The organism is Neisseria sp. P0014.S002 (assembly GCF_051958295.1).
Taxonomy (GTDB): Bacteria; Pseudomonadota; Gammaproteobacteria; order Burkholderiales; family Neisseriaceae; genus Neisseria; species Neisseria flavescens_B.
Map to the genome: position 1 here is coordinate 15,433 of NZ_JBQCVO010000007.1, position 26,434 is coordinate 41,866.

22 protein-coding genes are annotated in these 26,434 nt (G+C 52.5%); 8 read left to right on the forward strand and 14 right to left on the reverse strand.

Annotated elements, in window-relative coordinates:
- The first annotated feature begins 8 nt into the window (after positions 1–8).
- The 4 genes from ACTHSX_RS07755 to prmC all read left to right on the forward strand — a co-directional run bounded on the left by ACTHSX_RS07755 (position 9) and on the right by prmC (position 4,178).
- Positions 9–851, forward strand: coding sequence for a cell division protein (locus ACTHSX_RS07755; protein WP_440377303.1), 843 nt, complete (start codon positions 9–11; stop codon positions 849–851).
- Positions 852–1,418: 567 nt separating this feature from the next.
- Positions 1,419–2,861 carry a metalloprotease TldD gene (gene tldD, locus ACTHSX_RS07760; RefSeq protein ID WP_107697127.1) on the forward strand — a complete coding sequence of 481 codons (1,443 nt, stop codon included), beginning with the start codon at positions 1,419–1,421 and terminating at the stop codon, positions 2,859–2,861.
- A 53-nt stretch (positions 2,862–2,914) separates the two neighbouring features.
- Positions 2,915–3,376: a hypothetical protein gene (locus tag ACTHSX_RS07765; RefSeq protein WP_296185177.1), complete on the forward strand. Its 462-nt coding sequence runs from the start codon at positions 2,915–2,917 to the stop codon at positions 3,374–3,376.
- Positions 3,366–4,178, forward strand: coding sequence for a peptide chain release factor N(5)-glutamine methyltransferase (gene prmC, locus ACTHSX_RS07770; RefSeq protein WP_296185176.1), 813 nt, complete (start codon positions 3,366–3,368; stop codon positions 4,176–4,178). The genes ACTHSX_RS07765 and prmC overlap by 11 nt, the downstream gene beginning before the upstream one ends.
- Positions 4,179–4,261: 83 nt before the next feature.
- Here the strand turns inward: prmC and ACTHSX_RS07775 are convergent, their stop codons facing one another.
- The 4 genes from ACTHSX_RS07775 to ACTHSX_RS07790 form a co-directional block, all read right to left on the reverse strand.
- Complete coding sequence (locus ACTHSX_RS07775) at positions 4,262–5,056, reverse strand: 3'-5' exonuclease (protein WP_440377362.1); 795 nt, start codon at positions 5,054–5,056, stop codon at positions 4,262–4,264.
- A gap of 772 nt (positions 5,057–5,828) precedes the next feature.
- Complete coding sequence (locus ACTHSX_RS07780) at positions 5,829–6,713, reverse strand: lipid A biosynthesis lauroyl acyltransferase (RefSeq protein ID WP_224783281.1); 885 nt, start codon at positions 6,711–6,713, stop codon at positions 5,829–5,831.
- Between the two features lie 81 nt (positions 6,714–6,794).
- Complete coding sequence (ruvC, locus tag ACTHSX_RS07785) at positions 6,795–7,337, reverse strand: crossover junction endodeoxyribonuclease RuvC (RefSeq protein WP_150537143.1); 543 nt, start codon at positions 7,335–7,337, stop codon at positions 6,795–6,797.
- A gap of 9 nt (positions 7,338–7,346) precedes the next feature.
- Positions 7,347–8,177, reverse strand: a complete 831-nt coding sequence (locus tag ACTHSX_RS07790) for a carbon-nitrogen hydrolase family protein (protein WP_440377304.1) — start codon at positions 8,175–8,177, stop codon at positions 7,347–7,349.
- Between the two features lie 94 nt (positions 8,178–8,271).
- On the opposite strand from ACTHSX_RS07790, the gene ACTHSX_RS07795 reads away from it, so the two are divergent.
- The gene (locus ACTHSX_RS07795) at positions 8,272–8,571 is read left to right on the forward strand and encodes a porin (RefSeq protein WP_004520970.1); all 300 of its coding nucleotides are present in this window, start codon (positions 8,272–8,274) and stop codon (positions 8,569–8,571) included.
- Positions 8,572–8,685: 114 nt separating this feature from the next.
- Positions 8,686–9,978, forward strand: coding sequence for a valine--pyruvate transaminase (locus ACTHSX_RS07800; protein WP_440377305.1), 1,293 nt, complete (start codon positions 8,686–8,688; stop codon positions 9,976–9,978).
- A gap of 68 nt (positions 9,979–10,046) precedes the next feature.
- Here the strand turns inward: ACTHSX_RS07800 and ACTHSX_RS07805 are convergent, their stop codons facing one another.
- From ACTHSX_RS07805 to ACTHSX_RS07835, 7 genes are all read right to left on the reverse strand, one after another.
- Positions 10,047–10,805 carry an iron ABC transporter ATP-binding protein gene (locus ACTHSX_RS07805; RefSeq protein WP_440377306.1) on the reverse strand — a complete coding sequence of 253 codons (759 nt, stop codon included), beginning with the start codon at positions 10,803–10,805 and terminating at the stop codon, positions 10,047–10,049.
- An 83-nt stretch (positions 10,806–10,888) separates the two neighbouring features.
- The gene (locus ACTHSX_RS07810) at positions 10,889–11,515 is read right to left on the reverse strand and encodes an FmdE family protein (protein ID WP_295863878.1); all 627 of its coding nucleotides are present in this window, start codon (positions 11,513–11,515) and stop codon (positions 10,889–10,891) included.
- Positions 11,516–11,655: 140 nt separating this feature from the next.
- A complete protein-coding gene (locus tag ACTHSX_RS07815; RefSeq protein WP_440377307.1) occupies positions 11,656–13,521 on the reverse strand; it encodes an acyltransferase family protein in 1,866 nt (621 codons plus the stop codon).
- A 136-nt stretch (positions 13,522–13,657) separates the two neighbouring features.
- Positions 13,658–14,629, reverse strand: a complete 972-nt coding sequence (locus tag ACTHSX_RS07820; RefSeq protein ID WP_004520978.1) for an iron chelate uptake ABC transporter family permease subunit — start codon at positions 14,627–14,629, stop codon at positions 13,658–13,660.
- Positions 14,619–15,587 (reverse strand): ABC transporter permease, encoded by a 969-nt coding sequence (locus tag ACTHSX_RS07825; RefSeq protein ID WP_049328940.1) that lies wholly within the window; start codon positions 15,585–15,587, stop codon positions 14,619–14,621. The genes ACTHSX_RS07820 and ACTHSX_RS07825 overlap by 11 nt, the downstream gene beginning before the upstream one ends.
- 229 nt (positions 15,588–15,816) lie before the next feature.
- On the reverse strand, positions 15,817–16,779 hold the full coding sequence (locus tag ACTHSX_RS07830; RefSeq protein ID WP_440377308.1) for a siderophore ABC transporter substrate-binding protein: 963 nt from the start codon (positions 16,777–16,779) through the stop codon (positions 15,817–15,819).
- A 115-nt stretch (positions 16,780–16,894) separates the two neighbouring features.
- A complete protein-coding gene (locus tag ACTHSX_RS07835; protein WP_440377309.1) occupies positions 16,895–18,910 on the reverse strand; it encodes a TonB-dependent receptor domain-containing protein in 2,016 nt (671 codons plus the stop codon).
- 415 nt (positions 18,911–19,325) lie between these two features.
- On the opposite strand from ACTHSX_RS07835, the gene groES reads away from it, so the two are divergent.
- Together groES and groL are read left to right on the forward strand one after the other, a co-directional pair.
- A complete protein-coding gene (gene groES / locus ACTHSX_RS07840) occupies positions 19,326–19,613 on the forward strand; it encodes a co-chaperone GroES (protein WP_003684150.1) in 288 nt (95 codons plus the stop codon).
- A gap of 98 nt (positions 19,614–19,711) precedes the next feature.
- A complete protein-coding gene (gene groL, locus ACTHSX_RS07845) occupies positions 19,712–21,415 on the forward strand; it encodes a chaperonin GroEL (protein ID WP_440377310.1) in 1,704 nt (567 codons plus the stop codon).
- A gap of 308 nt (positions 21,416–21,723) precedes the next feature.
- Here the strand turns inward: groL and katA are convergent, their stop codons facing one another.
- From katA to ACTHSX_RS07860, 3 genes are all read right to left on the reverse strand, one after another.
- Complete coding sequence (gene katA, locus ACTHSX_RS07850) at positions 21,724–23,238, reverse strand: catalase KatA (RefSeq protein ID WP_440377311.1); 1,515 nt, start codon at positions 23,236–23,238, stop codon at positions 21,724–21,726.
- A gap of 298 nt (positions 23,239–23,536) precedes the next feature.
- Positions 23,537–25,504 carry a Fe(3+)-hydroxamate ABC transporter permease FhuB gene (gene fhuB / locus ACTHSX_RS07855; protein WP_440377312.1) on the reverse strand — a complete coding sequence of 656 codons (1,968 nt, stop codon included), beginning with the start codon at positions 25,502–25,504 and terminating at the stop codon, positions 23,537–23,539.
- On the reverse strand, positions 25,498–26,409 hold the full coding sequence (locus ACTHSX_RS07860; RefSeq protein WP_283119018.1) for an ABC transporter substrate-binding protein: 912 nt from the start codon (positions 26,407–26,409) through the stop codon (positions 25,498–25,500). The genes fhuB and ACTHSX_RS07860 overlap by 7 nt, the downstream gene beginning before the upstream one ends.
- Positions 26,410–26,434 lie beyond the last annotated feature (25 nt).

Here is a 26,434-nt window from a genome sequence, read left to right on the forward strand (position 1 = left end):
AACGCATCATGAAATGGCTGTTTGCGGTCTTGGTCGCACTCAACATCATTGTTTTTGGCAGCATGGTTGCCTATCGGACACAACATAAAACCGCCAAACCAGAATCTGCTTTGGAAGGCGGTACGCACGAATTATTGCGCCCGTCTTCTTTGGACGCGCCCAAAGCCGAGCCTCGGCAGGCATCGCAGCCCGATTGGGTGGTGGTCGAATCAGACGGCCTGATTATGGCAGAACCTGAATCCGAAGAAGCGGAAGCCTTGCGTAAAAAGCAAGAAGCGCAGCAGTTGAAAGAGAAAAAAGAAAAAATGCGCCGCGAGAAAGAGGCGCAAGAGCGTCGCGCCGCTGAAGAAGAGATGGACGCAGCCGGCGTTGAACGCTTGTGTACCAGCAGCGCCACCGTGGTAATGGATGAAGACGATTACCACCGCATCAAAGGCCTATTGGGCAAATGGCCTCATGCGGCCAGCCGCAGTATCGAAAAACGCAACGGCGCATCCGGTGGCGAGACTTCTTCCAAAACTTTCCGCGTGGTCTTGCCTGCCGACGGCGACACTTCCGCCCAGCTTGATGCCTTGGGCAGCCGCGGCTTTAGCGGCAGCATTCACAACGGCGAAATCAGCATTGACGTAACACGCAGCCGCTCTTCCGCCCAAGTTTTGATTTCACGCTTGTCCAGCGCAGGTTTCGGCGGCGCGCGCATTGTCGAACAGGAAGACAGAAGCGCACCCGATACCGGTTTGAGCGTAGCGCGCATGACCGTGGTCTTTATGGCGGTTGATGAGCGCGATGCCCAAGACATTAGAAACATTGTCGGCCGTTATGGCAAATTGAACATGAAAACCTGCCGATAATCAGGCCTATTCGGTTTCAGACGGCCTGATAAGCAGCCGGAAAAGCCTGATAAACCGAACGCCGTAAAACACGAAACCCACTGTATCGGCAGTGGGTTTCATGTTTTTCGGTTTTGAGTATCTGATATAAAGGGGAACAGGTATGTTTCGTATATGCGCACTCCGAGTATCAAGAGATAATGGGGAAGAGGGGGATAAAATCTGTCGTTTAATGGCTCGGATTAGGACGTCTTCCGAGTGAGTTTGATTATACGCTAATAATAACTATTATCAATAGCAAAATTGAAAAAATAAGGGGTTTTACTGTAATATTTTGTTTTTTATGGAAATTAAATTGCGGTGTTGGCTTTGCCATGATTGAAAAGGCCGTCTGAACGTCAAACAAACAGGCTGGTTGAAATAGGGTAAGGCAAACATTTCAACCCTATATTCCTATGTTTCAGACGGCCTTTTGATTTGTTTCAATCACTCATAAAACCAAGCAATCAACATATCCAAAGCCATATAAAATACCGTATAATCAAGGCCAAATTAACTTTGCCTGCTTGTCGGGCCGTCTGAAAAATTATGCAACAAACCTACGCCGCGGTACAGCGAGATTTGCTCGAAGCCAACCATCTTTCCCCCGATTTGCTCGCCCAAAGCCTGAGCATTATCGGCGCCAACCATGTCGATTATGCCGACATCTATTGTCAGCGCACTGCCCATGAAAGTTGGCATTTGGAAGAAGGCATCGTCAAATCGGGCAGCTTCCAAATCGATCAGGGCGTGGGCGTGCGTGCCGTATCGGGTGATAAAACCGCTTTTGCCTACGCCGACAGCCTGTGTATTGATTCGATCAACCGCTCTGCTAAAGCAGTGCGCGTGATTGGTGCGGCCGGTAGCGAAGCCAGCATCAAAGTGCCGACACCTGCCTACGGCAAGCATGTCCATATGGCGATTGACCCTATTGCCAGCCTCGGTTCTGCCGCCAAAGTCGCGCTGTTGAACAAAGTTGAAACGCTGGCCAAAGCCGCCGATCCGCGTATCGTGCAAGTGATGGCCGGTTTGACCTGCGAATACGACATGGTGTACATCGCCCGTCTGGACGGTAAACACGCTGCCGACATCCGCCCGATGGTGCGCATGAACGTTACCGTCATTGCCAAGCAGGGCGAGCGTCGCGAGCAGGGCAGCGCGGGCGGCGGCGGGCGTTATGATTTGGCGTATTTCGATGAAAACTTGGTTTGTCGGTTTGTCGATGCCGCCGTCAAACAAGCCCTGACCAATCTTGAGTCCCGTCCTGCGCCTGCCGGCGAGATGACCGTCGTTTTGGGCAACGGCTGGCCGGGCGTGTTGTTGCACGAAGCGGTTGGACATGGTTTGGAAGGCGATTTCAACCGCAAAGAAACCAGCGTTTTCTCCGGCAGAATCGGCGAGCGTGTGGCCGCCAAAGGCGTTACTGTCGTTGACCAAGGAGATATTGCCGACAGACGCGGTTCGCTCAATATCGACGACGAAGGCAACGAAACTCGCCGCACTGTATTGATCGAAGACGGGATTTTGGTCGGCTATATGCAGGACGAAACCAACGCCCGCCTGATGGGTACGCAATCGACCGGCAACGGCCGCCGCGAAAGTTACGCTTCCGCCCCTATGCCGCGCATGACCAATACCTTTATGGAAAACGGCGGCTATGAGCCGGAAGAAATCATCGCTTCCATTGACAAGGGCATTTACGCCGTCAACTTTGGCGGCGGACAAGTGGACATTACCAGCGGCAAATTCGTGTTCAGCGCATCCGAAGCGTGGTGGGTGGAAGGCGGCAAGCTGCAATATCCTGTCAAAGGCGCGACCATCATCGGCAACGGCCCCGAAGTGTTGAAACACGTTTCCATGATAGGCAATGACTCCACGCTCGACAGCGGCATCGGCGTCTGCGGCAAAGAAGGGCAGAGCGTTCCTGTCGGCGTAGGACAACCGACCCTGAGGATTGATGCCGGACTGACCGTCGGCGGTAGTGAAATTTGAACGGCAGGCCGTCTGAAAGGTTTTCAGACGGCCTTTTACATTAGGATGAAACCATGCAGGAACAGAATCGGAAATCAAGTTTTCCCATAGTGATGTTGCTGGTGTCGGTTGCCCTGTGGATAGCGTCTTTGTCCAATGTTGCATTTTATTTGGGCAATCATGAAAGCATGAAGGGTTTGACCGTTTTGATTTTGGGATCGATATTTGCTTCTTTGGATATAAGATATTGTGCGGCCTATGCCAATTATGTTTGGTTGGGGGCCATTGTTTTGCTGGCGTTGCGGAAGAAGGTCGTGCCTGTCCATGCGGCACTTTGGGGCTTGGCGCTGGTGGCCTTCAGTGTGAAAGCCGTACACGTCGATGAAGCAGGGAATACATCGGATATCGTGCGCTACGGCGCCGGATTTTATTTGTGGTATGCCGCATTTGCGGTTGCCACCATCGGCACGTTTGCCGGAAAGATTAAGGAAAGAAAAGCCACAACGCTGGCAGATGGGACGAAAAATGACGCTTGATGAATGGTTGCGCCAATCGGCACTGCCCAAAAATGAAGCGCGGATGTTGTTGCAATATGCGCTGGGTTATACGCGTGCGCAGCTGGTGACACGCGGTACGGACGATTTGGCAGAGTCTGCCCTGCAAACCTTGGAGGCTTTGGCCCAACGCCGTCTGAAAGGCGAGCCGATGGCCTATCTGTTGGGCGAGCGTGAATTTTACGGGAGACGTTTTGCCGTCAATCCTCATGTGCTGATTCCGCGCCCTGAAACCGAGCATTTGGTGGAAGCCGTACTCAAACGCTTGCCGCCGCAAGGTCGCGTGTGGGATTTGGGGACGGGAAGCGGTGCCATTGCCGTGACCGTCGCGCTTGAACGCGTTGATGCCGATGTTCGCGCATCCGATATCAGCGTCGGTGCTTTGGATACAGCCCGTCAAAATGCGGCCGAATTGGGCGCAAAAGTGGAGTTTGCGCAGGGGTCGTGGTTTGATACCGACAGGCCGTCTGAAGGCCTATACGATGTGATTGTTTCCAATCCGCCGTATATCGAGGACGGCGATGAACATTTATCGCAAGGCGATTTGAGGTTTGAACCGCAAAATGCGTTGACCGACTTTTCAGACGGCCTCAGCCATATCCGCCACATTACCCAAGAAGCTCCCAAATACCTGAAGGTCAACGGCTGGCTGCTGTTTGAACATGGCTATGACCAAGGCGAAGCAGTGCGAAATATTATGCTGGAGAACGGTTTTGTCGAAGTGGCAACCGAACAGGATTTGGCAGGATTGGACAGGGTCACGCTGGGGCGTTTGCCTGCTTAGTGGGCATGGTTTGTCGGAATTAAAAAAGGGCGTGTCAATCACGCCCTTTTGGTTTTCTGGTTTAGCTGTTCAGACGGCCTGGTTTAACGCCAAGCAGCGACGAACTCCGCCCAATGTTGTTTTTCTTCGGCTTGTGCGGCCAGATAATGTTTGATGCGTTTGATTTCGATTTCGTATTCGTCGGCATCGAGCGCGCCGCTCATCATGCGAAAGCGCATGTACATAAGGTAGGTATTGGCGGCATCGGTTTCGCAATAGTCGCGGATGTCTTTCAGACGGCCTGCATAATAAGCGTCCCAAACCTTGCTGCCGTCCATGCCCAGTTTGCCGGGGAAGCCGCAGAGTTTGGCCATATCGTCCAAAGGCACGCTGGCACGCGGTTGGTAGAGGGCGAGCAAATCCATCAGGTCGCAATGGCGGGTGTGGTAGCGGCTGATGTAGTTGTTCCACTTAAAGTCGCGGCTGTCGCCAAAGTCGCCGTCGCCCATGTCCCAATAGCGGGCGGCGCTGATGCCGTGTATCAGGGCGCGATAGTGGAGGACGGGCAGATCGAAACCGCCGCCGTTCCAGCTGACGAGTTGCGGCGTATAGTTTTCGATGACCTCGAAGAACTTGGCAATCATGACTTCTTCGCTGTCTTCGGGATCGCCGATGGTGCTGACGCGGATTTTGTCCTGACCCCAGCGCATACAGCAGGAGATGGCGACGACTTGGTGCAGATGGTGTTGCATAAAGTCGCTGCCGGTTTTGGCGCGGCGTTGCTGTTGGGCAAACAGGACGACTTCGTTGTCGGGCAAATCGGCAGGCAAATCGTAAAGCTGGCGGATGCCGTTTACGTCGGGAATGGTTTCAATGTCGAAGGCGAGTATCGGAGTCATGGCGTGATCGGGTTGGATAAGGAATGATGTCATTGTGGCATGACGGCGCAGATAAAAAAAGAGGCAATCCCCCACAGGATTGCCCCAATACCTCAAATCAGAGATTTACGCTTCACAAACAATACAGGCTTTCACCTGCGGCTTTACAGATGCAGCTCAACTCTGCATCGGTAAACTTTGATTTCGGGCATTGCACCGAAATCCTCTAAAATACCGCAATTTCTTGCAATATCAGAAAATTGCTTACAAAAGTATCTAAAACCGGCGAGGCCGTCTGAATGTTTTGTAATTTGATGTAGTGAAATTTACGCGAATTTTTATAGTTTGCCAAGTATTTTTTTCTGAAGGCTTGTTTTGGTATAAATTTCAGGTCTTGTCATATTTTTGCAATTATATTTCATAATTGTTCAAAAGTTAGATATTTATTTTATTTTTTTTAAATTTTAATTTAATTTTATTTCATATTTTGAATGATTAAAATGTATTTTTTTAGATGAACTATTTTGCAATATATTGTTTTTAAAAGAAATTAAATTTAATATGTAAATGAAAAAAGTGTATTGGGCCTGATGTTTTTCATTTGAGAAAAAATATAGGGTTGTTTGAAAGTTTCAATCACGATGAAAAAAGTTGTTTTTAAAGCATTTAAAGCGGAATATTATTTGATTGTTTAAAATAAAACATAAGTTTCGGTTTGATTCAATTAAAATGAAAAAGCGGCGAAAGAAGGATTTTGCCGCTTTTTGCATATTCAAATTGTAATTCAATGTAGTTAATAAAAGTTGCTTTCGCCTTCGGGACGGGTTTTGAAGCGTTTGTGCAGCCAGAAATATTGTTCGGGATGCTCGCGTACCCGCTCTTCGATGAAGTCGTTCATGCGCTGGGTGTCGGCTTCGACATTTTCGGTCGGGAAATTGTCCCAAGCCGGATAGAAGCGCAGGGTTACGGTATTGTCGGCTTCACGCGTGGGGATGGCGGGAATGATTTGGGCTTTGGTCATGCCGGCGATACGGCTGAGGCCGGTAATCGTGGCCGTCTGAATGCCGAAGAAATTGACAAAAATGGAATCATTGCGGCCGAAGTCTTGGTCGGGCAGATAAAGAAAGGGCGCATCGCTTTTGCGCAGGTGTTTGATGATGGCGCGTAGGCCTTCTGTGCGGCCGATCAGGAAAACATTGTTGTAGCGATGGCGGCCTTTCAGGATCTGCTCGTCCAGGGCTTTGTTTTTTTGGTGCGAATACATGCTGGTCAGCGGCACATCCTGATTGAGCGTGTAAACCGCCATTTCAAATGCGGTAAAGTGTGGATAGAGGATGATGACTTTTTCGCCGGCAGCGAGGGCTTCGTCAAGATGGTGTTTGTCTTGATAACGCACCAACGAGCGCAGCTTGTCCGCAGGTGCGTACCAGTAGAGGCCGTATTCGAGCATCAGCTTGGCCATGTGCTGGAAATGGCGTTTGAGCAGGGCAGTGCGCTGGCTGTCGTTTAGCTCGGGAAAGCATTTTTTGAGGTTTACCTCGCCGACTTTGCGGCGCGGTTTGACTGCGTAATAGGCGAGAATACCGATCGCGTCGGCAATCTTGTGCAACACGCAAAAAGGCAGCAGGCGGATGAGGTAGAGAAAAAGGAAGGCGGCTTTCATGAAGGCTCGCTGTATATGGGCAAAGGGCTATTATAACCGAAAGGCTGTCTGAAAACGGGCTGGAACACTATTTCAGACGGCCTGAATGTCGGCCTATCATTGAAAACGGCCGCGTTTGACCTGCAGGCCTTCAGGGTTGAGTTGCGAAGCCAATCCGTGATTGCGCAGGGCATGGGTAAGGGCAACGGCGAGTCCGTCGGCGGCATCGGCTTGCGGCGTGCCGGAAAGTGCAAGCATTTGGACCACCATATGCTGCACCTGCTCTTTGGCGGCCTTACCCTTGCCGACCACTGCCTGCTTGACCTGAAGCGCGGTGTATTCAAATACGGGCAAATCGTGCATGACTAAAGCGGCAATCGCTGCACCGCGCGCCTGACCGAGCATTAACGTCGCGGCCGGATTGACGTTGACGAAGACTTGCTCGATGGCCGTCTGATGAGGCTGATAGTGGCGGATGATTTCGTCAATATGGCGGACAATCACGGCGATGCGTTCGGAAAGCGACGCGCCGGTCGGCGTTTTGATACAGCCGGAAGCAACATAATGATGTTCGCGGCCGTGGACATCAATCACGCCGAAGCCGGTCACGCGGCTGCCGGGGTCGATGCCGAGAATTCGTGTGGGTTGTGAGTGGGACATAGTGCGTGTTTAAAGTAATCGGTGTTTCAGGGCTGGCAGGCGCGTGCGCACGCTTTGCAGGCGCGCGGTATCCAAATCGGCACAAATTACGCCTTCGCCTTCCGGCAGCGTGGCCAATACGTCGCCCCAAGGGTCGATAATCATACTGTGGCCGAATGTGCGGCGGCCGCTTTCATGCAGTCCGCCTTGTGCCGACGCGATGACGTAGCATTGGTTTTCCACCGCACGGGCGCGCAGCAGCAATTCCCAATGCGCCTTGCCGGTCGTGTAGGTAAACGCGGCCGGCAACAGCAAAACATCAAACGGCTGCTGAGCGCGGAAAAATTCAGGAAAGCGTAAATCGTAGCAGACGCCGGCCGCCAGCGGAACATCGTCCACGCTTAACTTCGGCACATCGCTTCCCGCCAGTATCGTATCGGCTTCGGCGTAGCGTTCGCCCAAACCGGAAAAGCCGAAAAGATGCATTTTGTGGTAAAGCCCGACTCGGTTGCCGTCGCGGTCATATATCAGCATCGTGTTCATCACCTTGCCAGCGTTTGGGCTTTGCAACGGAACCGTACCGCCAAACAACACCACGCTGCATTCCCTTGCCGTTTCGCTTAAGGCCGTCTGAAAATGGGTGTGGCAGGTTTCGCCAACTCGTCCATCGTCCAAAGGCTCGGCAAATGCCAGCTTGTCCGTATCGTTTTTGCCCATCAGCGGCCAATATTCGGGCAGCAACACCCAGTCCGCCCCTTGTTCCGCAGCCTCGCGAACAAGGCGCTTCATGGTGGCAATATTGGTTTCTGGGTCGGTGGACGACACCATTTGCACAGCGGCGGCGCGTAAAGAGCGCATCATCAAAACTCCTGTCAGATTTTGCAAGAATTGTAACTTGTTTACGCACAAGGCCGATACAATCGTCACACAATTCCTCTCCAAAAAAGGATAAACCATGAACTTGAAACTTCTCCTCACTGCCGCACTTTCCACCGCCGCGCTCGCCGCACATGCCGACGTACAGCTTTACGGCAGCATCAAAAGCGGCATCGAAACCTCGCAAACCCGTTTCGGCGGCCAAACATACAGCCGAACTGCCGTTGCCGACCAAGGCAGCCACATCGGCTTGCGCGGCTCACATCCGATTGGCGGCGGAACGAATTTTATTTGGGAAGTCGAACAAGACACACCGGTCGGCAAAAGCGGCTCCATCCGCCAAGACTGGCGCGAACGTCGAGACAATTTTGGCCGTTAAAGGAAAGATTGAATAGTAAAGGCCGTCTGAAAAATCAGGATCACTGGTTTTCAGACGGCCTTTGTTCTTATAATAACGGTTTATTGTTTTCACACACCCAGCAACGGAGTTTCCATGCAGTTTTCAGCATTCGGCGAAAAATTCACACAACACAGCGGTATTTTGCAGTTGATGGACGATTTGGGAGACGCGCTCAAAAGCGACAAGCCCGTCAATATGCTTGGCGGCGGTAATCCGGCAAAGATTGCTGAAGTCAATGCTGTGTTCGCTGATGTGTTCTCCAAGCTGGCGGCGGAACACGCTGTTGAGAATATCGGCAATTATTCCAATCCGCAGGGCGATGCGGCGCTGATTGCGGCTTTGACTGAGTTTTTTAACCGTGAATACGGCTGGAATCTGACGGCGGACAATATCGCGCTGACTAATGGTTCGCAAAACGCGTTTTTCTATTTGTTCAACCTGTTTGGCGGCAAATTTAATCTTTCAGACGGCCAAACGGCTGAAAAAGCCATTTTGTTGCCGCTTGCGCCTGAATATATCGGTTATGCCGACGTGCATGTCGAAGGGCAGCATTTTATTTCGGTAAAACCGAAAATCGAAAATGTCGAACACGAAGGCGAAGCGGGCTTTTTCAAATACCGCGTGGACTTTGACGCGCTGGAGAGCCTGCCTGAATTGAAAGCGGGCAAAATCGGTGCAATTTGCTGTTCGCGCCCGACCAACCCGACCGGCAATGTGTTGACCGACGGCGAGATGGCGCGTTTGGACGCTTTGGCGCAAGAACACGGGATTCCGCTGATTATCGACAACGCTTACGGAATGCCGTTCCCAAATATTATTTACAGCGATGTGACGCTCAACTGGCACGAAAACATCATCCTCTGCTTCAGCCTTTCTAAAATCGGCCTGCCCGGCGTGCGTACCGGCATTATTGTCGCCGCGCCGGAAGTGGTCAAAGCCGTCAGCAGTTTGAATGCGATTGTGAACCTGTCGCCAACCCGTTTCGGCGCGGCGATTGCGGCGCCGCTGTTAAACGACGGCCGTCTGAAACAGTTGGCCGACCAAGTGATTCAGCCGTTTTACCGTCGGCAGGCGCAAACGGCGGTTTCCCTGCTCAAACGCGAATTGGGTGCGTATCCGTTAAAAATTCATAAGCCCGAAGGTGCGATTTTCTTGTGGCTCTGGTTTGAAAACCTGCCGGTTTCGTCGCAAACCTTGTACGAAATGCTCAAGGCTGAAGGCACGCTGATTATTCCGGGCGAGCATTTCTTTGTCGGCATCGACACGCAAGATTACCCGCACGCCCACGAGTGCATCCGCATGAGCATCGCGCAGGACGCGGAAACGCTGGAAAAAGGTATTGTCGCAATCGGTCGTGTGGTGCGCGGTTTGTACGATAAAAAATAAACGCTTTGAATAGGTAAAGGCCGTCTGAAACCTGAATAATCGGGTTTCAGACGGCCTTTTTGTCGGATTTAGATATGGTGGATAACCAGTTTTTTACCTTCGTAATCGAGGACGTTGACGTCCATATCGAATAAGGTCTTGATGTTTGCGGCGGTGAAAATATCGTTGGGCTTGCCCTGCATGGCGACTTGGCCGTTTTTCATGGCGACGACGTAATCGGCGTAGGCTGCGGCCTGGTTGATGTCGTGCAGGACGACGACGGTGGTGCGTTTGTGTTCGTCGGTCAGTCGGCGCAGGATCTGCATGAGGGAGCGGGCATGATACATATCGAGGTTGTTCAGCGGTTCGTCCAGCAAAACGTAGTCGGTGCGCTGGCAGAACACCATGGCAATCATGGCACGCTGGCGTTGGCCGCCGGAAAGCTCGGTCAGGTAGCGGTCGGCGAAGTCTTGCAGGTGGAACTCGGCGAGCGCTTCTTCGACGATGGTTTTATCCGTTTCAGACGGCCTGCCTTGGTGGTAGGGATAGCGGCCGAACATGAGCAGGTCGCGCACGGTAATGCGGCTCATGATGCTGTTTTCTTGGGTAAGGATGGAGAGCGTGCGGGCAAGTTCGGCGGTGGGGGTGGTTTTGATGTCTTTGCCTGCGTAGCTGATGTCGCCGTGTACCAAGGGCTGCAGGCGCGCCATAAAGGAAAGAAGGGTGGATTTGCCTGCGCCGTTCGGGCCGATCAGCGCGGTAATGCCGCCTTCGGGAATGTCGAGGCTGACGTCGTTGAGGATGGGGTTGCTGCCGATGGTGTGGCTGACGTTGCGGATGGTAATCATAGGCGGGTCCGAAAATGGAAAATTGGGGTTTCAGACGGCCTTTCAGCGTGAGGCCGTCTGAATTTTATTCCTGTATGGTGTGGTTAAATTTCGCTGACGGTGACAAATTCGGGATTGTCGGCTTGGTCAATCAGGAAGGCGCGGACGCGTTCTTGCCAAAGCTCGCCGAATTGTTTGAGTTCGTCGGCACTTGCGCTGCCGCTGACGGCTTTGGGCATGATGTCGCGCATTTGCGGCGCAAAGGGTTGGAGCGCGGCGTTGAGGCTGACGGCAACGGTTTTGCCGGTATCGCGGCGGCGGAGCGCGAGTGTGCCGTTGATTTCGCCTGCACCAAAGGACAGAAGGTGGCGGCGGGCAAAGCGTCCGGCAGGGCCTACGCCGCCAAAGCCGGTTTCAGGTGCCGCGCCGGTAAGGAGTTGGACGACGGAAGCGGTAACGCCGGTCGTGCCTTCGTCACGCTCGCCCTGCATAAAGGCTTCGATGTCGCCGCGTTGCGGCAGCTCTGCGCCGTAAAGGGCTTTCAGGCCTTTGACCACCATCAGGTAGGCCCCGGCGACAGTCGGGCAGGAGTGGCCGCACAGGCGAACGGCATCGGCGTAGTGGTAAGTGAGGATGCCGTTTTCGGCCGCGCCGAGGAAGTCGGCCAATGCGTCTTGGACGGTAACGGTCGGTGCGTCATCGAAGAATGAAGGGAGGCGTTCTTGTGTCATGAGGGTTGTCCTTTATGGGTTTGTTTAGGCCGTCTGAAGGTTTCAGACGGCCTGAAACCTTTGCAGCATACTGTTTGCTGCGCTTTGAGCGGCATTTGCATTCAGTATTGCGGCAAAGGTTTCGGACTGAAACTGCAGTGTTATTTTAGGAGTATTTGTTTGTCCTGTATAAATTTTTCCGCAAGTTTTGTCGCGCCGTGGGTGTTGAGGTGGTTGGTGTCAAAATATATCGGCAGGCCGTCTATGGTTTTGTCTGCCGGAATCGGCCCCATGATGTTGACCCAATGCACGGCAGGCCGCTGTTTGACAATGTTTTCTATGGTTTTGTCGGCTTCGGCGGAGCGGGCGATTTCTGCTTTTTTATGCTCGGAAACGTATTGCATGTCGATGCCGAGACGCTGTTTCAGGTAGTAATGGCGCAGGGGCAGTTGCGCATTCATCGGCGTATCGGCAAAGACGTAAACCTGTTTGCCCTGTTGGATCAGGGTGTCGAGCATTTTGCCGAAATGCTCCGTAAAACCGGGCTTGTCGGTATGCAGGAACCAACGTTGCGAGATAAAGACCACCGGATAGTTTTCGACTTTTTGTGCGATAAAGCGGTTGTAAGGGTTGCAACGGTTGGCACGGCGGTCGCTTTGCGGCAGGAGGAAGCCGAAGGCAACGCCGCAACTGTTGGACGAGATAACGTCGGCGGCAAAGCCTTCCTGTTTGCCCACCATATCGATAAACGGCGTTAGGTGAGCGGCGTGGGAGTCGCCCATCAGCAGGACTTTGCTGCTTTGGTTTCCCGCGCCGACTGCGCAGTCGGTTTTGGTCAAGGTATCCGCGCAGATTTTACTTTCGTCAACCGTATATAGGTTTGCCTCGTATTCGGCCGGTTTGGCAGTCAGCAGGTAGCCGGCGGCAGGAATCAGCAGGGCGAAATAGGCGGCGATGACCCCGATGAATTTCTTGGTGGTGAAATTCTTTATCCGTCGCGCCGGTGTTTCGACGAAGTAATAGGATAAAACGGACAAGCCCGACATCAGCACCACGGCCAATACAATCGCGGACATCGGCAAAGCGTTGTCCATGTAAACATAGCGCATGACGGCCAAGACCACCCAATGCCACAGATACAGCGAATAGGAAATCAAACCGATAAACACAACGGGCTTGAAGCTCAACAGTTTGGCGGTATTGAAGCCGCTTTGCGTTTGCAGGGTTTGGCCCGAGTAAATCAAGCCGCCAACCGCCGTACAGCACAGCAGCCGTTCGATATTGCCTTCGCCGGGCAACACGCCGTAAGGAAGCAGCAACATAGCGGCGATAACCGCCATCATCGCCCAGCCGACCACAGGCGTGCTGAAACGGTCGTTGTTTTGGGAGGGCGGAATAAAGGCAAAAAGCGCGCCGATCAGCAGCTCGTATGCGCGCACATAAGGCAGGAAATAAGGGTCCATGCCGAAGGTGGGTAAAAAGACGGACAACAGGCTCAATACAATCAGCAAAAGGATGAATTGGCGGATGTTGCGCCCTTTGCTGAATCGGAAAAAGGCAATCAGCAACACCGGAAAAACAAAGTAAAACTGCTCTTCCAACGATAAAGACCAAATGTGCTGTAAAGGTTTTTCCGCCGCATCGGCATCGAAATAGCCGCCGCGCCGTGCAAAAAACAGGTTGGCCGAAAACAGCAACGCAAACGCTGCGGATTTGACGTATTGGCGCAGGTCAAACGACAAGAAAAAGATTGCGGCGGCCAAGCTCGTACACAGCAATACACAGGAGAAAACAGGCAAAATGCGTTTCGCGCGGCGTTTGTAAAACTCTAAAAACGAAAAGCTGCCGTTTTGCATTTCGCGGCTGATGATGGTGGTGATCAAATATCCGGACAGGACGAAAAACATATCCACACCAAGGAAACCGCCGGGCAGCCAAGCGGCGTCAATGTGGAAAATAATGACAGCCAAGACGGCCAAAGCCCGGATGCCGTCCAAGTCGGGACGGTATTTTAATGTCGTGCTCATTTTTTGTAATTTTAGTAAATCCAGTAATGTTTACTATGAGTACATGTCAGAAATTTAGTTTCATTTCAAGGATTAAATATTTTTGAAACATGGATTTCAGACGGCCTGAAGTTTCTTAATGAGCGCTTATCTATATTTATTTCTTTTTCAATACCAAATATAAAAATACCAATCCGCCTGCAAATTCGACGACCACGCTCAATACGGCCTGCATGCCGAGGAAGTGTTCGAAGATGGTTTGCCCACCGACCAACAGGATGCCGCCGACACAAAAAGTCATGGGCAGGCGGACGGAATGTTTGACCGACGGGGAAAAATGGTTGGCCAGCGCGGCAACCAGCAGGCCGAAAAAACTTACCGGGCCGACAACGGCAGTCGCAGTTGCAACCAATGCGGCGATCCACAACAGCAGCCATAAGGTATTGCGCGTGTAGTTGATGCCCAAATTAATGGCCTGATTGCGGCCGAGCAGGTAAACATCGAGGCGGTGGCGTTCGCGCCAGATCACGGCGGCGCTGATGAGCAACACGACTGCACCGATACCCAACAATTCCGAGTGGACGGTATTGAAGGTAGCAAACATATTCGCCTGCGCGGCGGTAAATTCTTCGGGATCAATCATGCGTGAAAGCAGTGACGACAGGCTGCGGAACAAAATCCCGAAAATCACGCCGATTAAAATCATGCGCGACAAATCGCGTCCGCCCTGTTTGATAAGCGTGTAGAACAGCAGCAGCGAGCCACCCATCATGACGACCAGTTCAAAGCCGAATTTGCCCGTCAACGGCAGGGAAGCATAGCCCACGCCGCCGAGCGTAAACACCAGCAAGGTCTGCAAAAACACATACAGCGAATCGAAACCCAAAATCGAAGGGGTCAGAATCGGATTGTTGGTCAGCGTTTGGAAGAGTTGCGTGGACACGCCGACCGCATAGGCAACCATCAGCAGCGCGGCAAGCTTGGTCAGACGCAGGTGCAAAACAAAGTCCCAATCGCCTTTAACGTTGAGCGTCATAAACAGAACGCAGGAAACCAGCAGCAGCGCAAAGGCGACCCACAACGGGCGGCTGCTTCCTGCCATAAAACCGATATTTTTTTCAGACGGCATGAGCAGGTTTCCTTAATAAAAGCCACAAAAACAAAGCCGTCCCCATCACGCCAAAAACCGTAGAGACCGGAATTTCAAACGGAAACACAATTACGCGTCCGACAATATCGCACAGCAACACCAAAGACGCGCCCAGCAAGGCCACCGCAGGCAGGCTTTGGCGCAGTTTGTCGCCCATCAGGCGGCTGATGATGTTCGGCACGACCAAGCCGATAAACGGAATATTGCCGACCGTCACGACCACCAAAGACGTAATCAGCGCCACAATAATCAGCCCCGACCACAGAATCGCCGTCCGGTTCAACCCCAAGTTCACGCTCACCGTTTCGCCCAAACCCAAAATCGTCAGCTGGTCGGCAATCAAATAGGCAAACAAAGCCAAAATCCCCGTTGCCCACAACAGCTCATACCGTCCGAGCAACACGCCGGAAAAATCGCCCTGTTGCCACACGCCGAGCATTTGCAGCATTTCGTTTTCATAAGCGATAAAGGTGGCCACCGCCTCAATCACCCCACCGAAAATAATCCCGACCAAAGGCACCATCAGTTGCGCGGTCGGCGGCAGGCGGCGGATCAGCAGCATAAAGACCAACATCCCGATCAGCGCGGCAACGGCGGCAACCGACATTTTTGCCAGCAGCGGCGCGGCCGGCAGCAGCAGGGTCATTAGCAGCAAACCCAAAGCCGCGCTTTGGCTTGCGCCCACCATCGACGGTTCGACAAAACGGTTGCGCATCAAAATCTGCATAATCATGCCGGCCACCGCCATCGATGCACCCGTCAGCACAATCGCAAACGTGCGCGGCAGGCGGCTGATGAACATGACTTGCTGGCTGTCGGATAGTGAAAACAGGGCAGACCATTTGAAGTCGGCCACGCCGATCGACAGGCTGACGGCAAACAATATCAGCAGCGCCACACCGTTGACCGCATTTAAAAATGAAGGTTTGTGAAACATAAAATGGTTCGGAAAAAATAAGGCCGTCTGAAAGAAGGGTTAAGGTATTTTGCGAAAAAGGCAGGTTTGCCCATCATAAAAACAGATGCAAACAGGCAAAAATTGTCCATTTGCACCCTGTATTTTCAGACGGCCTAAATCCAATGACTCAGATCAAGCAGCTTGACCCTGTGAATCATCAAACCCTCCAGACCGTCTGAAAGAGGCGGGCGGCTATGCCCGCGCCGAATTACTTGGCCGCATTAAACGCATCGCTGACCTGTTTGGAAGCGTTCAGCAATTCTTGTGCACCACCGGCCGCCAGATAGGTTTCCGGTACGAGGTACACGACTTGGCCTTTTTTCCATGCGGTTGTTTCGGCAACCAAAGGATTGTTCAAAACATCTTTCGCAGCCTGACCTTCTTCACCGATGGCCGCGCCGCGATCCAAAACGAACAGCCAATCAGGGTTTTTCTCTTTCAGGTATTCAAAGCTGATAGGCTGGCCGTGGCTGCCTTCTTTAATTGATTCATCGACAGCAGGAACGCCGATGTCTTTATGCAGCCAACCGCCCAAACGGGAAGAAGGGCCGAAAGCCGACATCTTGCCACCGTTGACCAAAATCACCAAACCCTTGCCTTTGCCTTGAGCCGCGGTTTTCGCCGCTTCAAACGAAGCATCGATTTCCGCTTTCAGCTTATCCGCTTCGGCCTGTTTGCCGAAGATTTGCGCCAGCGCGTCGATGCGCTCTTTTGAGCTTTCTTTCAGATTGGCGGTTTCGGCGGTCATCTCGATGGTCGGCGCAATCTCGTTCAACTTGTCAAACGCTTTGGCTGCACGGCTGCCGATGATGATGAGCTGCGGTTTGTAAGCGTTTAAGGCTTCGTAGTCAGGCTCAAACAGCGTGCCGGCAGGTTTTGTGGTTTTGAAATATTCGTCTAAATAAGGCAGCCGGTTTTTATCGACGGACAAACCGGTTTTCACGCCCAGTTTGTTTAAAGTGTCGAGCATGCCCAAATCGTAAACGGCGATACGCTCCGGATTTTGCGGCACCTTTGCATCGCCGCGCGCGGTTTTCACCGTCAGGCTTGCACCTTCGGTTTGGGCGGTAGAAGCGGAAGCAGTTTGCGCCTGATTGGAAGCAGAATCTTTCGGTGAACACGCACCCAAAGCGAGGGTGCAGCATACGGCTAAAGCGGTCAAACGTAACATAGAGTTTCTCCGTGATCGGAAATAAAGTAAATCGAAATGATAACTTGTATCGGATTATAAAGCTAGACGCCGTCTGAAAACTTTTGTTTTCAGACGGCTTTTTCAAGCTGATTGCTTAGAAGCGGTAGTTCACGCTCAAGCGGACATCGCGGCCTGGTTCAGGCAGGGAATTGGCACCTGCGCGTTGGCTGTGCGGCTTGTAGTTTTTATCAAAGACATTGTTGACGGAGAAGTTAACGTTCAAGTCGTCTTTGCCCGTCGGTTTCCAGTTGGCGAAGATATCGTTGACGCCGTAGCCTGCACGGACGACATTCAGAGCCACATCAGAGCCGCGCGAGGTTGGTGCATAGCCTGCATTTTGGACATAACGTCCGCGCCAGCCGATTTCCAGATTCGGATTGTCGAATTGGTAAGACAGACCGGTTGTCCATGTACGTCCCATAGGGATGGCAGTTGTCACGATGTCGGCAGTATCGCCGTTCAGCTTCGGTCTGCTGTAAGCTACGCCTGCACGTGCGGTCAGACCTTTCCAGCGGTAGGCGGCGTTCAGTTCGTAACCTCTGTTTTTCAGTTTGCCGCCGTTATACCAGACGTAGTTTCGTCCTTCTTGACGGATGGCCTGTACATCTTTGATTTGCTGATGGAAATAGCTGCCGGAGAGCGTCAGGGCAGAATTCCAGTGGTAGTTAAAGCCGATTTCTGCATTTCGCGAGCGTTCTGCTTTCAAGTCAGGCGATGAAACAATCGGCCTGTTGTTTGCTAAAGCTGCTTCGTACAGGCGGGGGCTGCGGGTTGCATAGTTCAGGCTGGTGTTGATGGAAAAATCAGGGGTAATGTCATAAACCAACCCGATGCTTGGATTGAGGTTGCCGTCTGAATTTTCTGTATTACTGCTGGTTTTCATTTTCCAGCGGTCATAGCGCAAACCTGTGGTCAGCGTAACCGGAGAGAAATCCCAAATGCCTTCTACATATACGCCGGCATCGCTTTTCTTCTCGTTGTTTTCTCCGTTTGAGCTGCTTTTTTGAGTGCGCCAGTTTACTCCGTATTTCAGGGTATGGCGGTCAAATAGACGGCTGTCGAGATTGAGGTTGGCGCCGTATGTCCGTACTTCGCCATCCAATTCATAATCTGGACTGGGGACTTCATCACGTTTGGTGTTCAAACGGTAAACATTGGCTTTGATTTTGTCGATAAAGCCCAAGTTTCCGCCTTTGAATTCCAAGTTGGTGGTGTCTTGGGTCAGCGTGCGGTAGCGCGGCGAGTTGGTGGCGACATTCGGAATACGGTTGCCGTTGGCATCCAAAACGTATTGACCCGTGCGGCGGTCGGTTTGGAAGACTTGCGAGAAATCGAACTCTTCGCGCAGGGCGCGTTCTCCATATTGTTTTTCTTGGCGGTGGCTCAATTCAATGCGGTTGTCTTCGTTAAAACGATAGCCGATTTTGCCCAGCAAACCGCGTGAACCCAATCCACTGTTCAAAACCTTATCGCTTCCGAGTAGATTACGGTAGCCTTTGCCTGCCGTGTATTCTTTGTCGCGTACGAAATTGCCTGAAACCAAAGCGTCAAAACCGCCTGCCTGACCATAAACGCTTGCGCCGCGAGAATAGCCTTTATTGCTGCTGATGCCGGCATTGACTTTGAAACCGACGTTTTGACCTTCTCTCAGCAAATCTTTGGTTTCAACCGTTTCGGCAACAATCGCGCCACTGGTTGCGCCGATACCTGCTGAGGCCGAACCCGTACCTTTTTGCACGGCAACGACTTTTACCAATGCAGGGTCAAGCATAAAGCGGCCGTTATGGTGGAAAATCTGGCTGTCGGTGTAGGTATCGTCAACTTTATAGTCTATTTGGTCTTGACCCATGCCGCGGATGGTTACCCACTGCGACTGACCGTTGCCGCCGCCGAAACTGATAGAGGGTTCGTTGAACAATACGTCTTTTAAATCAGTGGAAGTCGTTTCTTCCATACGTTTTGTCGTTACACGGTGTGTGGCGCTTGTGGCCTGACCTTTGACTGTAACGGTATCAAGCACAACATTGTCTTTGGCTTCATTTTCTGCATGGGCAAAACCGGCTGCCAGTGTCAGTGACAGCAGGCTCAGTCGGAACAGGGGCGTATTCATTGAGAAATGTCCTTAATAAAATGACAGTAATAAAAAATAAAAGCAAATAAAGAAAAATTATCTTTAAAATATGCAATTAAGAATAATCATCATTTATAATAATGCATATAAAAGAAATAGTTGTAAAGAGTTGTATTGAATTTGTAAAGGAAGTAGGTTGTTTTTAAACGAACTTTGCAGTTGGTATATCAGGCCGTCTGAAAAATATGTGATCGGGCATTTTTGCGTATGAAAATATTTGGAAAGACTGCATAGAAATTTTTACTTTTTCCCTTGAATTTGTCGCAAACAACCCAAATCTACCCGCCATTACGGCAGGTGTTCCATAAGCGTGCCGCTATTTCCAAGCAAACCGTGTCTGTCATGTCCGACAGACAATTGTTTTCAATCTATTTATTTATCGGAGCATTAAGACATGACCATCCGCCCTTTACACGACCGCGTAGTCGTCAAACGCTTAGAAGCTGAAGAAAAAACCGCCTCCGGCATCGTTTTGCCAGGTGCGGCTGCTGAAAAACCCGACATGGGCGAAGTAATTGCCGTGGGTGCGGGCAAAATCGGTAAAGACGGCGAGCGCCGTCCGCTGGATGTCAAAGTCGGCGACAAAGTGATCTTTGGCAAATACAGCGGCCAAACTGTAAAAGCCGACGGCGAAGAGCTGTTGGTAATGCGTGAAGAAGACATCTTCGGTATCGTTGAATAATTGTTGAATTAAGTTTCAGAACCAAAGGCCGTCTGAATCAAACATGAAGTTTTCAGACGGCCTCGAACAGATTTTTAATATTGATTTGGAGAATTTAAATGGCAGCAAAAGACGTACAATTCGGCAATGAAGTTCGCCAAAAAATGGTAAACGGCGTCAATGTATTGGCAAACGCCGTACGCGTAACTTTGGGCCCTAAAGGCCGCAACGTGGTACTTGACCGTGCTTTCGGCGGCCCGCACATCACTAAAGACGGTGTGTCTGTTGCAAAAGAAATCGAATTGAAAGACAAATTCGAAAACATGGGCGCGCAGATGGTGAAAGAAGTTGCGTCTAAAACCAACGACGTAGCCGGCGACGGTACCACTACTGCAACCGTATTGGCGCAATCCATCGTTGCCGAAGGCATGAAATACGTGACCGCCGGCATGAACCCGACCGACCTGAAACGCGGTATCGACAAAGCCGTTGCCGCTTTGGTTGACGAGCTGAAAAACATCGCCAAACCTTGCGACACTTCTAAAGAAATCGCCCAAGTCGGCTCTATTTCCGCCAACTCTGACGAACAAGTCGGCGCGATTATCGCCGAAGCGATGGAAAAAGTCGGCAAAGAAGGTGTGATTACCGTTGAAGACGGCAAATCTTTGGAAAACGAGCTGGACGTGGTTGAAGGTATGCAGTTCGACCGCGGCTACCTGTCTCCTTACTTCATCAACGACGCTGAAAAACAAATCGCTGCTTTGGACAATCCGTTTGTATTGTTGTTCGACAAAAAAATCAGCAACATCCGCGACTTGTTGCCTGTTTTGGAACAAGTGGCCAAAGCCAGCCGTCCGCTGTTGATTATCGCTGAAGACGTAGAAGGCGAAGCCTTGGCGACTTTGGTGGTGAACAACATCCGCGGCATCCTGAAAACCGTTGCCGTTAAAGCCCCTGGCTTCGGCGACCGCCGCAAAGCCATGTTGCAAGACATCGCTATCCTGACCGGCGGCGTGGTGATTTCCGAAGAAGTCGGCCTGTCTCTGGAAAAAGCGACTTTGGACGACTTGGGTCAAGCCAAGCGCATCGAAATCGGTAAAGAAAACACCACCATCATCGACGGCTTCGGCGACGCAGCCCAAATCGAAGCGCGTGTTGCCGAAATCCGCCAACAAATCGAAACCGCAACTAGCGAATACGACAAAGAAAAACTGCAAGAGCGCGTGGCTAAATTGGCCGGCGGCGTGGCAGTGATCAAAGTCGGTGCCGCTACCGAAGTCGAAATGAAAGAGAAAAAAGACCGCGTGGAAGACGCGCTGCACGCTACCCGCGCAGCCGTTGAAGAAGGCGTGGTTGCTGGTGGCGGCGTAGCCCTGTTGCGCGCTTATCAAGCTGTAATTCTGAAAATAAAACCAGATGCAAAAGAGTGGTTAGAGATTGCTTCTAATTTAAAAGCAGGCTTATCTGAGCATTTGATGTTAACTAATAACGATCAACTTGCAGGAGCTTTGATTATATTTAAAGCAATTGAGTCTCCGCTGCGTCAAATCGTTACCAACGCAGGCAGCGAACCTAGCGTAGTCGTGAACAAAGTGTTGGAAGGCAAAGGCAACTACGGTTACAACGCAGGTTCCGGCGAATACGGCGACATGATCGAAATGGGCGTACTCGACCCTGCCAAAGTAACCCGTTCTGCGTTGCAACACGCCGCATCTATCGCCGGCCTGATGCTGACCACAGACTGCATGATCGCTGAAATCCCTGAAGAAAAACCTGCTATGCCTGATATGGGCGGCATGGGTGGTATGGGCGGCATGATGTAAGGCCGTCTGAACCTTCAGACAAAAAGCAAAAGCAAAACCGCACGGCAAGCAGCCGTGCGGTTTTTTATTTGCAGTAGAGGCATGAGATGTTGTAGAGGGTATGCCATGATTTACAGAGAAATAAGGGCAGCCAGTTCCATTGAATCAAAAGCAATCAAATAAACTTCATCATAAAAAAGGCCGTCTGAAACTTTATTTTGCATTTCAGACGGCCTGCTTAATGATCTAAACCGTTACTTTTTGTTTGAACGGCTGTATCGGACAGCTTGAGACAAGAGTTCTTCAATTTCTATCCACATAATGCCTCCTTACAGCAAACCAGATTGACCTAAAGCCGGGTCGTTGGCTCGTGCCGCTTGAGCATCTTCGACAGTCAGTCCAAGGGCTTTGGCTACGCCTTCACCGTATGCCGGGTCGCAACGGTAGCAGTTGCGGATATGGCGGTATTTGATGAAGTCAGGTGCATCGCCCATGGCTGCGGCGGTGTTGTCGAACAAAGCCTGTTTCTGCGCGTCGTTCATCAGATTGAACAAGGCACGCGGTTGGCTGAAATAGTCGTCATCGTCTTGGCGGTAGTCCCAGTACGCCGCGTCGCCGTTGATTTTCAAAGGCGGTTCGGCGAAGTCGGGTTGTTGCTGCCATTGGCCGAAGCTGTTGGGTTCGTAGTGCGGCAGGCTGCCGTAGTTGCCGTCGGCGCGGCCTTGTCCGTCGCGCTGGTTGCTGTGAACAGGGCAACGCGGGCGGTTGACGGGGATTTGGCGGAAGTTCACGCCTAAGCGGTAGCGTTGCGCGTCGGCGTAATTGAACAGACGGGCTTGCAGCATTTTGTCGGGGCTGGCGCCGATACCGGGCACAAGGTTGCTCGGTGCGAAGGCGGATTGTTCCACATCGGCAAAGAAGTTTTCGGGATTGCGGTTCAACTCGAATTCGCCCACTTCAATCAGCGGATAGTCTTTTTTCGGCCAAACTTTGGTCAAGTCAAACGGATGATAAGGTACTTTTTCCGCATCGGCTTCAGGCATGACTTGGATGTACATCGTCCATTTCGGAAACTCGCCGCGCTCGATGGCTTCGTACAGGTCGCGCTGATGGCTTTCGCGGTCGTCGGCGATGATTTTTGCGGCTTCTTCGTTGGTCAGGTTTTTAATGCCTTGCTGGCTGCGGAAGTGGAATTTCATCCAGAAACGTTCGCCCGCTTCGTTCCAGAAGCTGTATGTATGCGAACCGAAGCCGTGCATATGGCGGTAGCTGGCAGGGATGCCGCGGTCGCTCATGACGATGGTGACTTGGTGCAGGGCTTCGGGCAGCAGCGTCCAGAAGTCCCAGTTGTTTGTGGCAGAACGCATATTGGTGCGCGGGTCGCGTTTGACGGCTTTGTTCAAGTCGGGGAATTTGCGCGGGTCACGCAGGAAGAACACGGGCGTGTTGTTGCCGACCATGTCCCAGTTGCCTTCTTCAGTATAAAACTTCAACGCAAAGCCGCGGATGTCGCGTTCCGCATCGGCTGCGCCGCGCTCGCCCGCCACGGTGGTGAAACGGGCGAACATCTCGGTTTGCTTGCCGACTTCGCTGAAGATTTTGGCGCGGGTGTATTTTGTGATGTCGTGTGTCACGGTAAACGTACCGAACGCGCCCGAACCTTTGGCGTGCATACGGCGTTCGGGTATGACTTCGCGCACGAAGTCGGCGAGTTTTTCATTCAGCCACAAATCCTGCGCCAGCAGAGGGCCGCGCGGACCGGCGGTCAGGCTGTTTTGATTGTCGGCAACGGGCGCGCCGTTGTTCATGGTCAGGTGGGTAACAGGGCATTTAGAGACGGTCATGATGGTTTCCTTTGTGAAATGGTCAGTGGTTTATAAAACGATTTGCCGAAAAGCATATTCGTAGCCGGTTTCTTGGCATTCATAAATTTCTTGTATCGACATTTGTTTTTCCTTTTGTTTAAGCTATAAAAAGAACTATACAGAAAGGTTTTGACTATTGGAACTATGACTTCAATTTAATATTGTTATTATTAATTGATATTTTATTTTTGTTAGATTTTTATTATCGAATAAACATGTTAAACAAAAAGGCCGTCTGAAACTGTTTTCAGACGACCTTTTTGTATCTCCGTTCGCATTAAAGCTTGCGCATCATCATCATGAAATATGCGCCGCCTATGAGCGTGGCCATCATTCCGGCGGGGACTTCGTAAGGGAACATTACCTGCCTGCCCAGCCAGTCGGCCGTCATCATAACCGATGCGCCGATGAGTGCGGCGGCGGCAAGTTGCTGTTTGGGCAGGCGTGCGCCGAGCATACGGGCCAGATGCGGCGCAAGCAGTCCGACGAAGCTCAAGGGGCCGATAAGCAGTGTGGATAAGGCGGTTAACGCTGCGCTTGAGACGATCAGCACCAGCCGTGCGAGGGGGACGTTGATGCCGACGGAGCGGGCGATTGTTGCGTTCAGGCTGAGCAGTCCGAGCCAGCGTTGCAGCGTGAGGATGAGGAGGAGCGAGGCGGCGGCGAGGAGGCCGACGGTAAGGGCGGATTCGGGCGTTGCCTGATAGGTCGAACCTGACATCCACAATAAAAGCAGTTGTACGCGGAAATCGCCGGTTGCCATCCAAATGCGGATGGCGGCATCGGCGAGTGCGGCCAGAGCCATGCCGGTAAGCAGGATTTTTTCGGGAGTAAATCCGTTTTTGCGGTTGAACAGCATCAACAGCCCCAAGGATACGAGAGCGGAAACGATACCTGTCAGCCAAAACCAGCCGCTGCCCGAGGTAATGCCGAACAGCATCACTACCGACATCGCGCCGAATGCCGTTCCAGAGCTGATGCCCAAGAGTTCGGGTCCCGCCATCGGGTTTTGCGTCAGCCTTTGCAGTATGACGCCGGTCAACGCGAGCATGGTGCCGGTGGCGGCGGCGAGCAGCACGCGCGGGTAGCGGAATACGAAATATTCCGGGTCTATGGTCAGGCGCAGGGTTTCGTCATAGCGTCCGACCGTAAACGCCAATACTGATACGGCGACGGCGATAAGCAGCAGAAAACGCAAGAGGCGCGGGACGTGTGGCGCGGCGGTTGAAATATCGGAGGTCGTCTGAAACGAAGGACGCGGAGGTGCTTTCGCCGTCAGCCACAACAAAAGCGGTGCGCCGACGAGTGCAGTTACAGCGCCGGCGGGCAGATCGGTGCCGCGGTAGTGTTTCAGCAGCATCAGGCCGTTGTCCGTCAGCATCAAAAGCAGTGCGCCGACGATGAAGGAACAAATCAGGCGCATGGACAGCGTGCGTACGCCCATTTGCCGCACCAGCGTCGCCGCCGCCAATCCGACAAAGCCCATCATGCCGACAAAGCCGACCACGCCCGCACTCAAAAATGCAGCAACCGCCAAAGACAGCAGGCGGATTTTCTTCACCGGTATGCCTGCCGATTCCGCCTGTGTGTCGCCCAGGCTCATGATGTTTAACGGTTTGATTAAAAAGGCGGTAAGTATGGCGGCAACGGCAATCCGCCACAAAAGCCCCAACGTATCGCGCCAACTGTCCTGCACCAGGGAGCCGCTACCCCACTGCATCACACCGCGCGTCTCTTCGCTGAAAAACAGCATCACGATACCGGTGAGGGAACCCAGATACAGGCTGACCACCAAACCTGCCAGCACGACGCTGAGCGGTTGCAGGGCGCGCCGTGCCGACAGCCGCAATACCGCGCCCAAAGCCGCCGCTGCGCCGGCAAACGCCACGGCGGACGTGCCGTAGGCAAGGAAGGAAGGGGCGAACACGGTCGCCACCACCAAAGCCGCCTGCGCGCCGCTGCTGACTGCCAGTGTACTGTCGGATGCGAGCGGATTGCGCATCAACTGCTGCATCAGCATGGTCGCCGTCGCCGTACTGCCGCCTGCGAGCAGCGCCATCGCCATGCGGGGCAGGGTGTTGTTCTGCACCATCAGCGCATCCAAAGGCAGGCTGTCGGGATGGTCAAACAGCCGCAGCCACGGCAGCGTCCATTCCAGCTTCAATATCCAAAACGCCGTCAGCACGCACGATATTGCCAACGCGGCGGCAAGGATAGGCAGGGGTTGTCTGAAAATCTTTACCATGCGGCTTCCTTTTGTGCGGACGGGTTTTCAGACGACATCGAACGCATCAGTTGCAAAGTGAAACGCTGCATGGACGGCAGTGCGCCGTAGCTCCACGACGGCTCGAAGATGCGGCGGTTTGCAGGGCGGCAGAACGGCAGGCGTTGCCAAAGCGCGCTTTTTTCGAGCGTTGCACGTGTATTTTGAGGATGCGGTTTGACGATGATTAGCAGCGTGTCCGGCGGCAGCTTTGCCAAATCTAAAAGCGTGATGTTTTCGAAACCCCATTCGTTGCTTTTGCCCGTCCAGGCATTGTTCAGCCCCAATTTGTCGAACACGGCCTGAAACAGCGAAGTCTTGCCGTAAATCCGCAAATGCCGCCCGTCGACAAACTGCACCACCGCAAACGGGCGGCCGCGATATGCCGAAAGCGCGGGTTTGGCGCGGGCAAACAGGTTTTCCGTACCGGCAATCAGCTTTTCGGCAGCGGCAGGGTCGCCGATGATTTTACCCAGCCTGCGCGTGGCTTCGACCGTGTGGGCATATTCGATGCCTTTTGCCGTGCCGAAATCCACTTCGCGTACCGGGGCGATTTTTTCAAACTGGGACTTGGCGGCGGCATACCAGGAAGATTGCACGAAAAAATCAGGCTTTATCTGATACAGCCGCTCCAAATTCGGCTGGAAGCGCAGCCCCGCTTCCTTGACGGCAGCGGGCAGCGGCGGATAGTTCACCCAGGTATCGTACACGCGGCGGTCGGCAACGCTGACGGGCGGATGCCCCATCGCCGTCAGTGTTTCGGCGACCGTCCAGTCCGAAGTCGCCACACGCGGTGCGGCGGGTGCAGGCAGGGAAAACAGGAGGGCAGCGGTAAAAAACAGCCGTGCGGTAAGGCGGGGAATGTCGTCTGAAAAGCGGTGGGACATGAGTTTGGAAGGTCTTTCGGTTTTT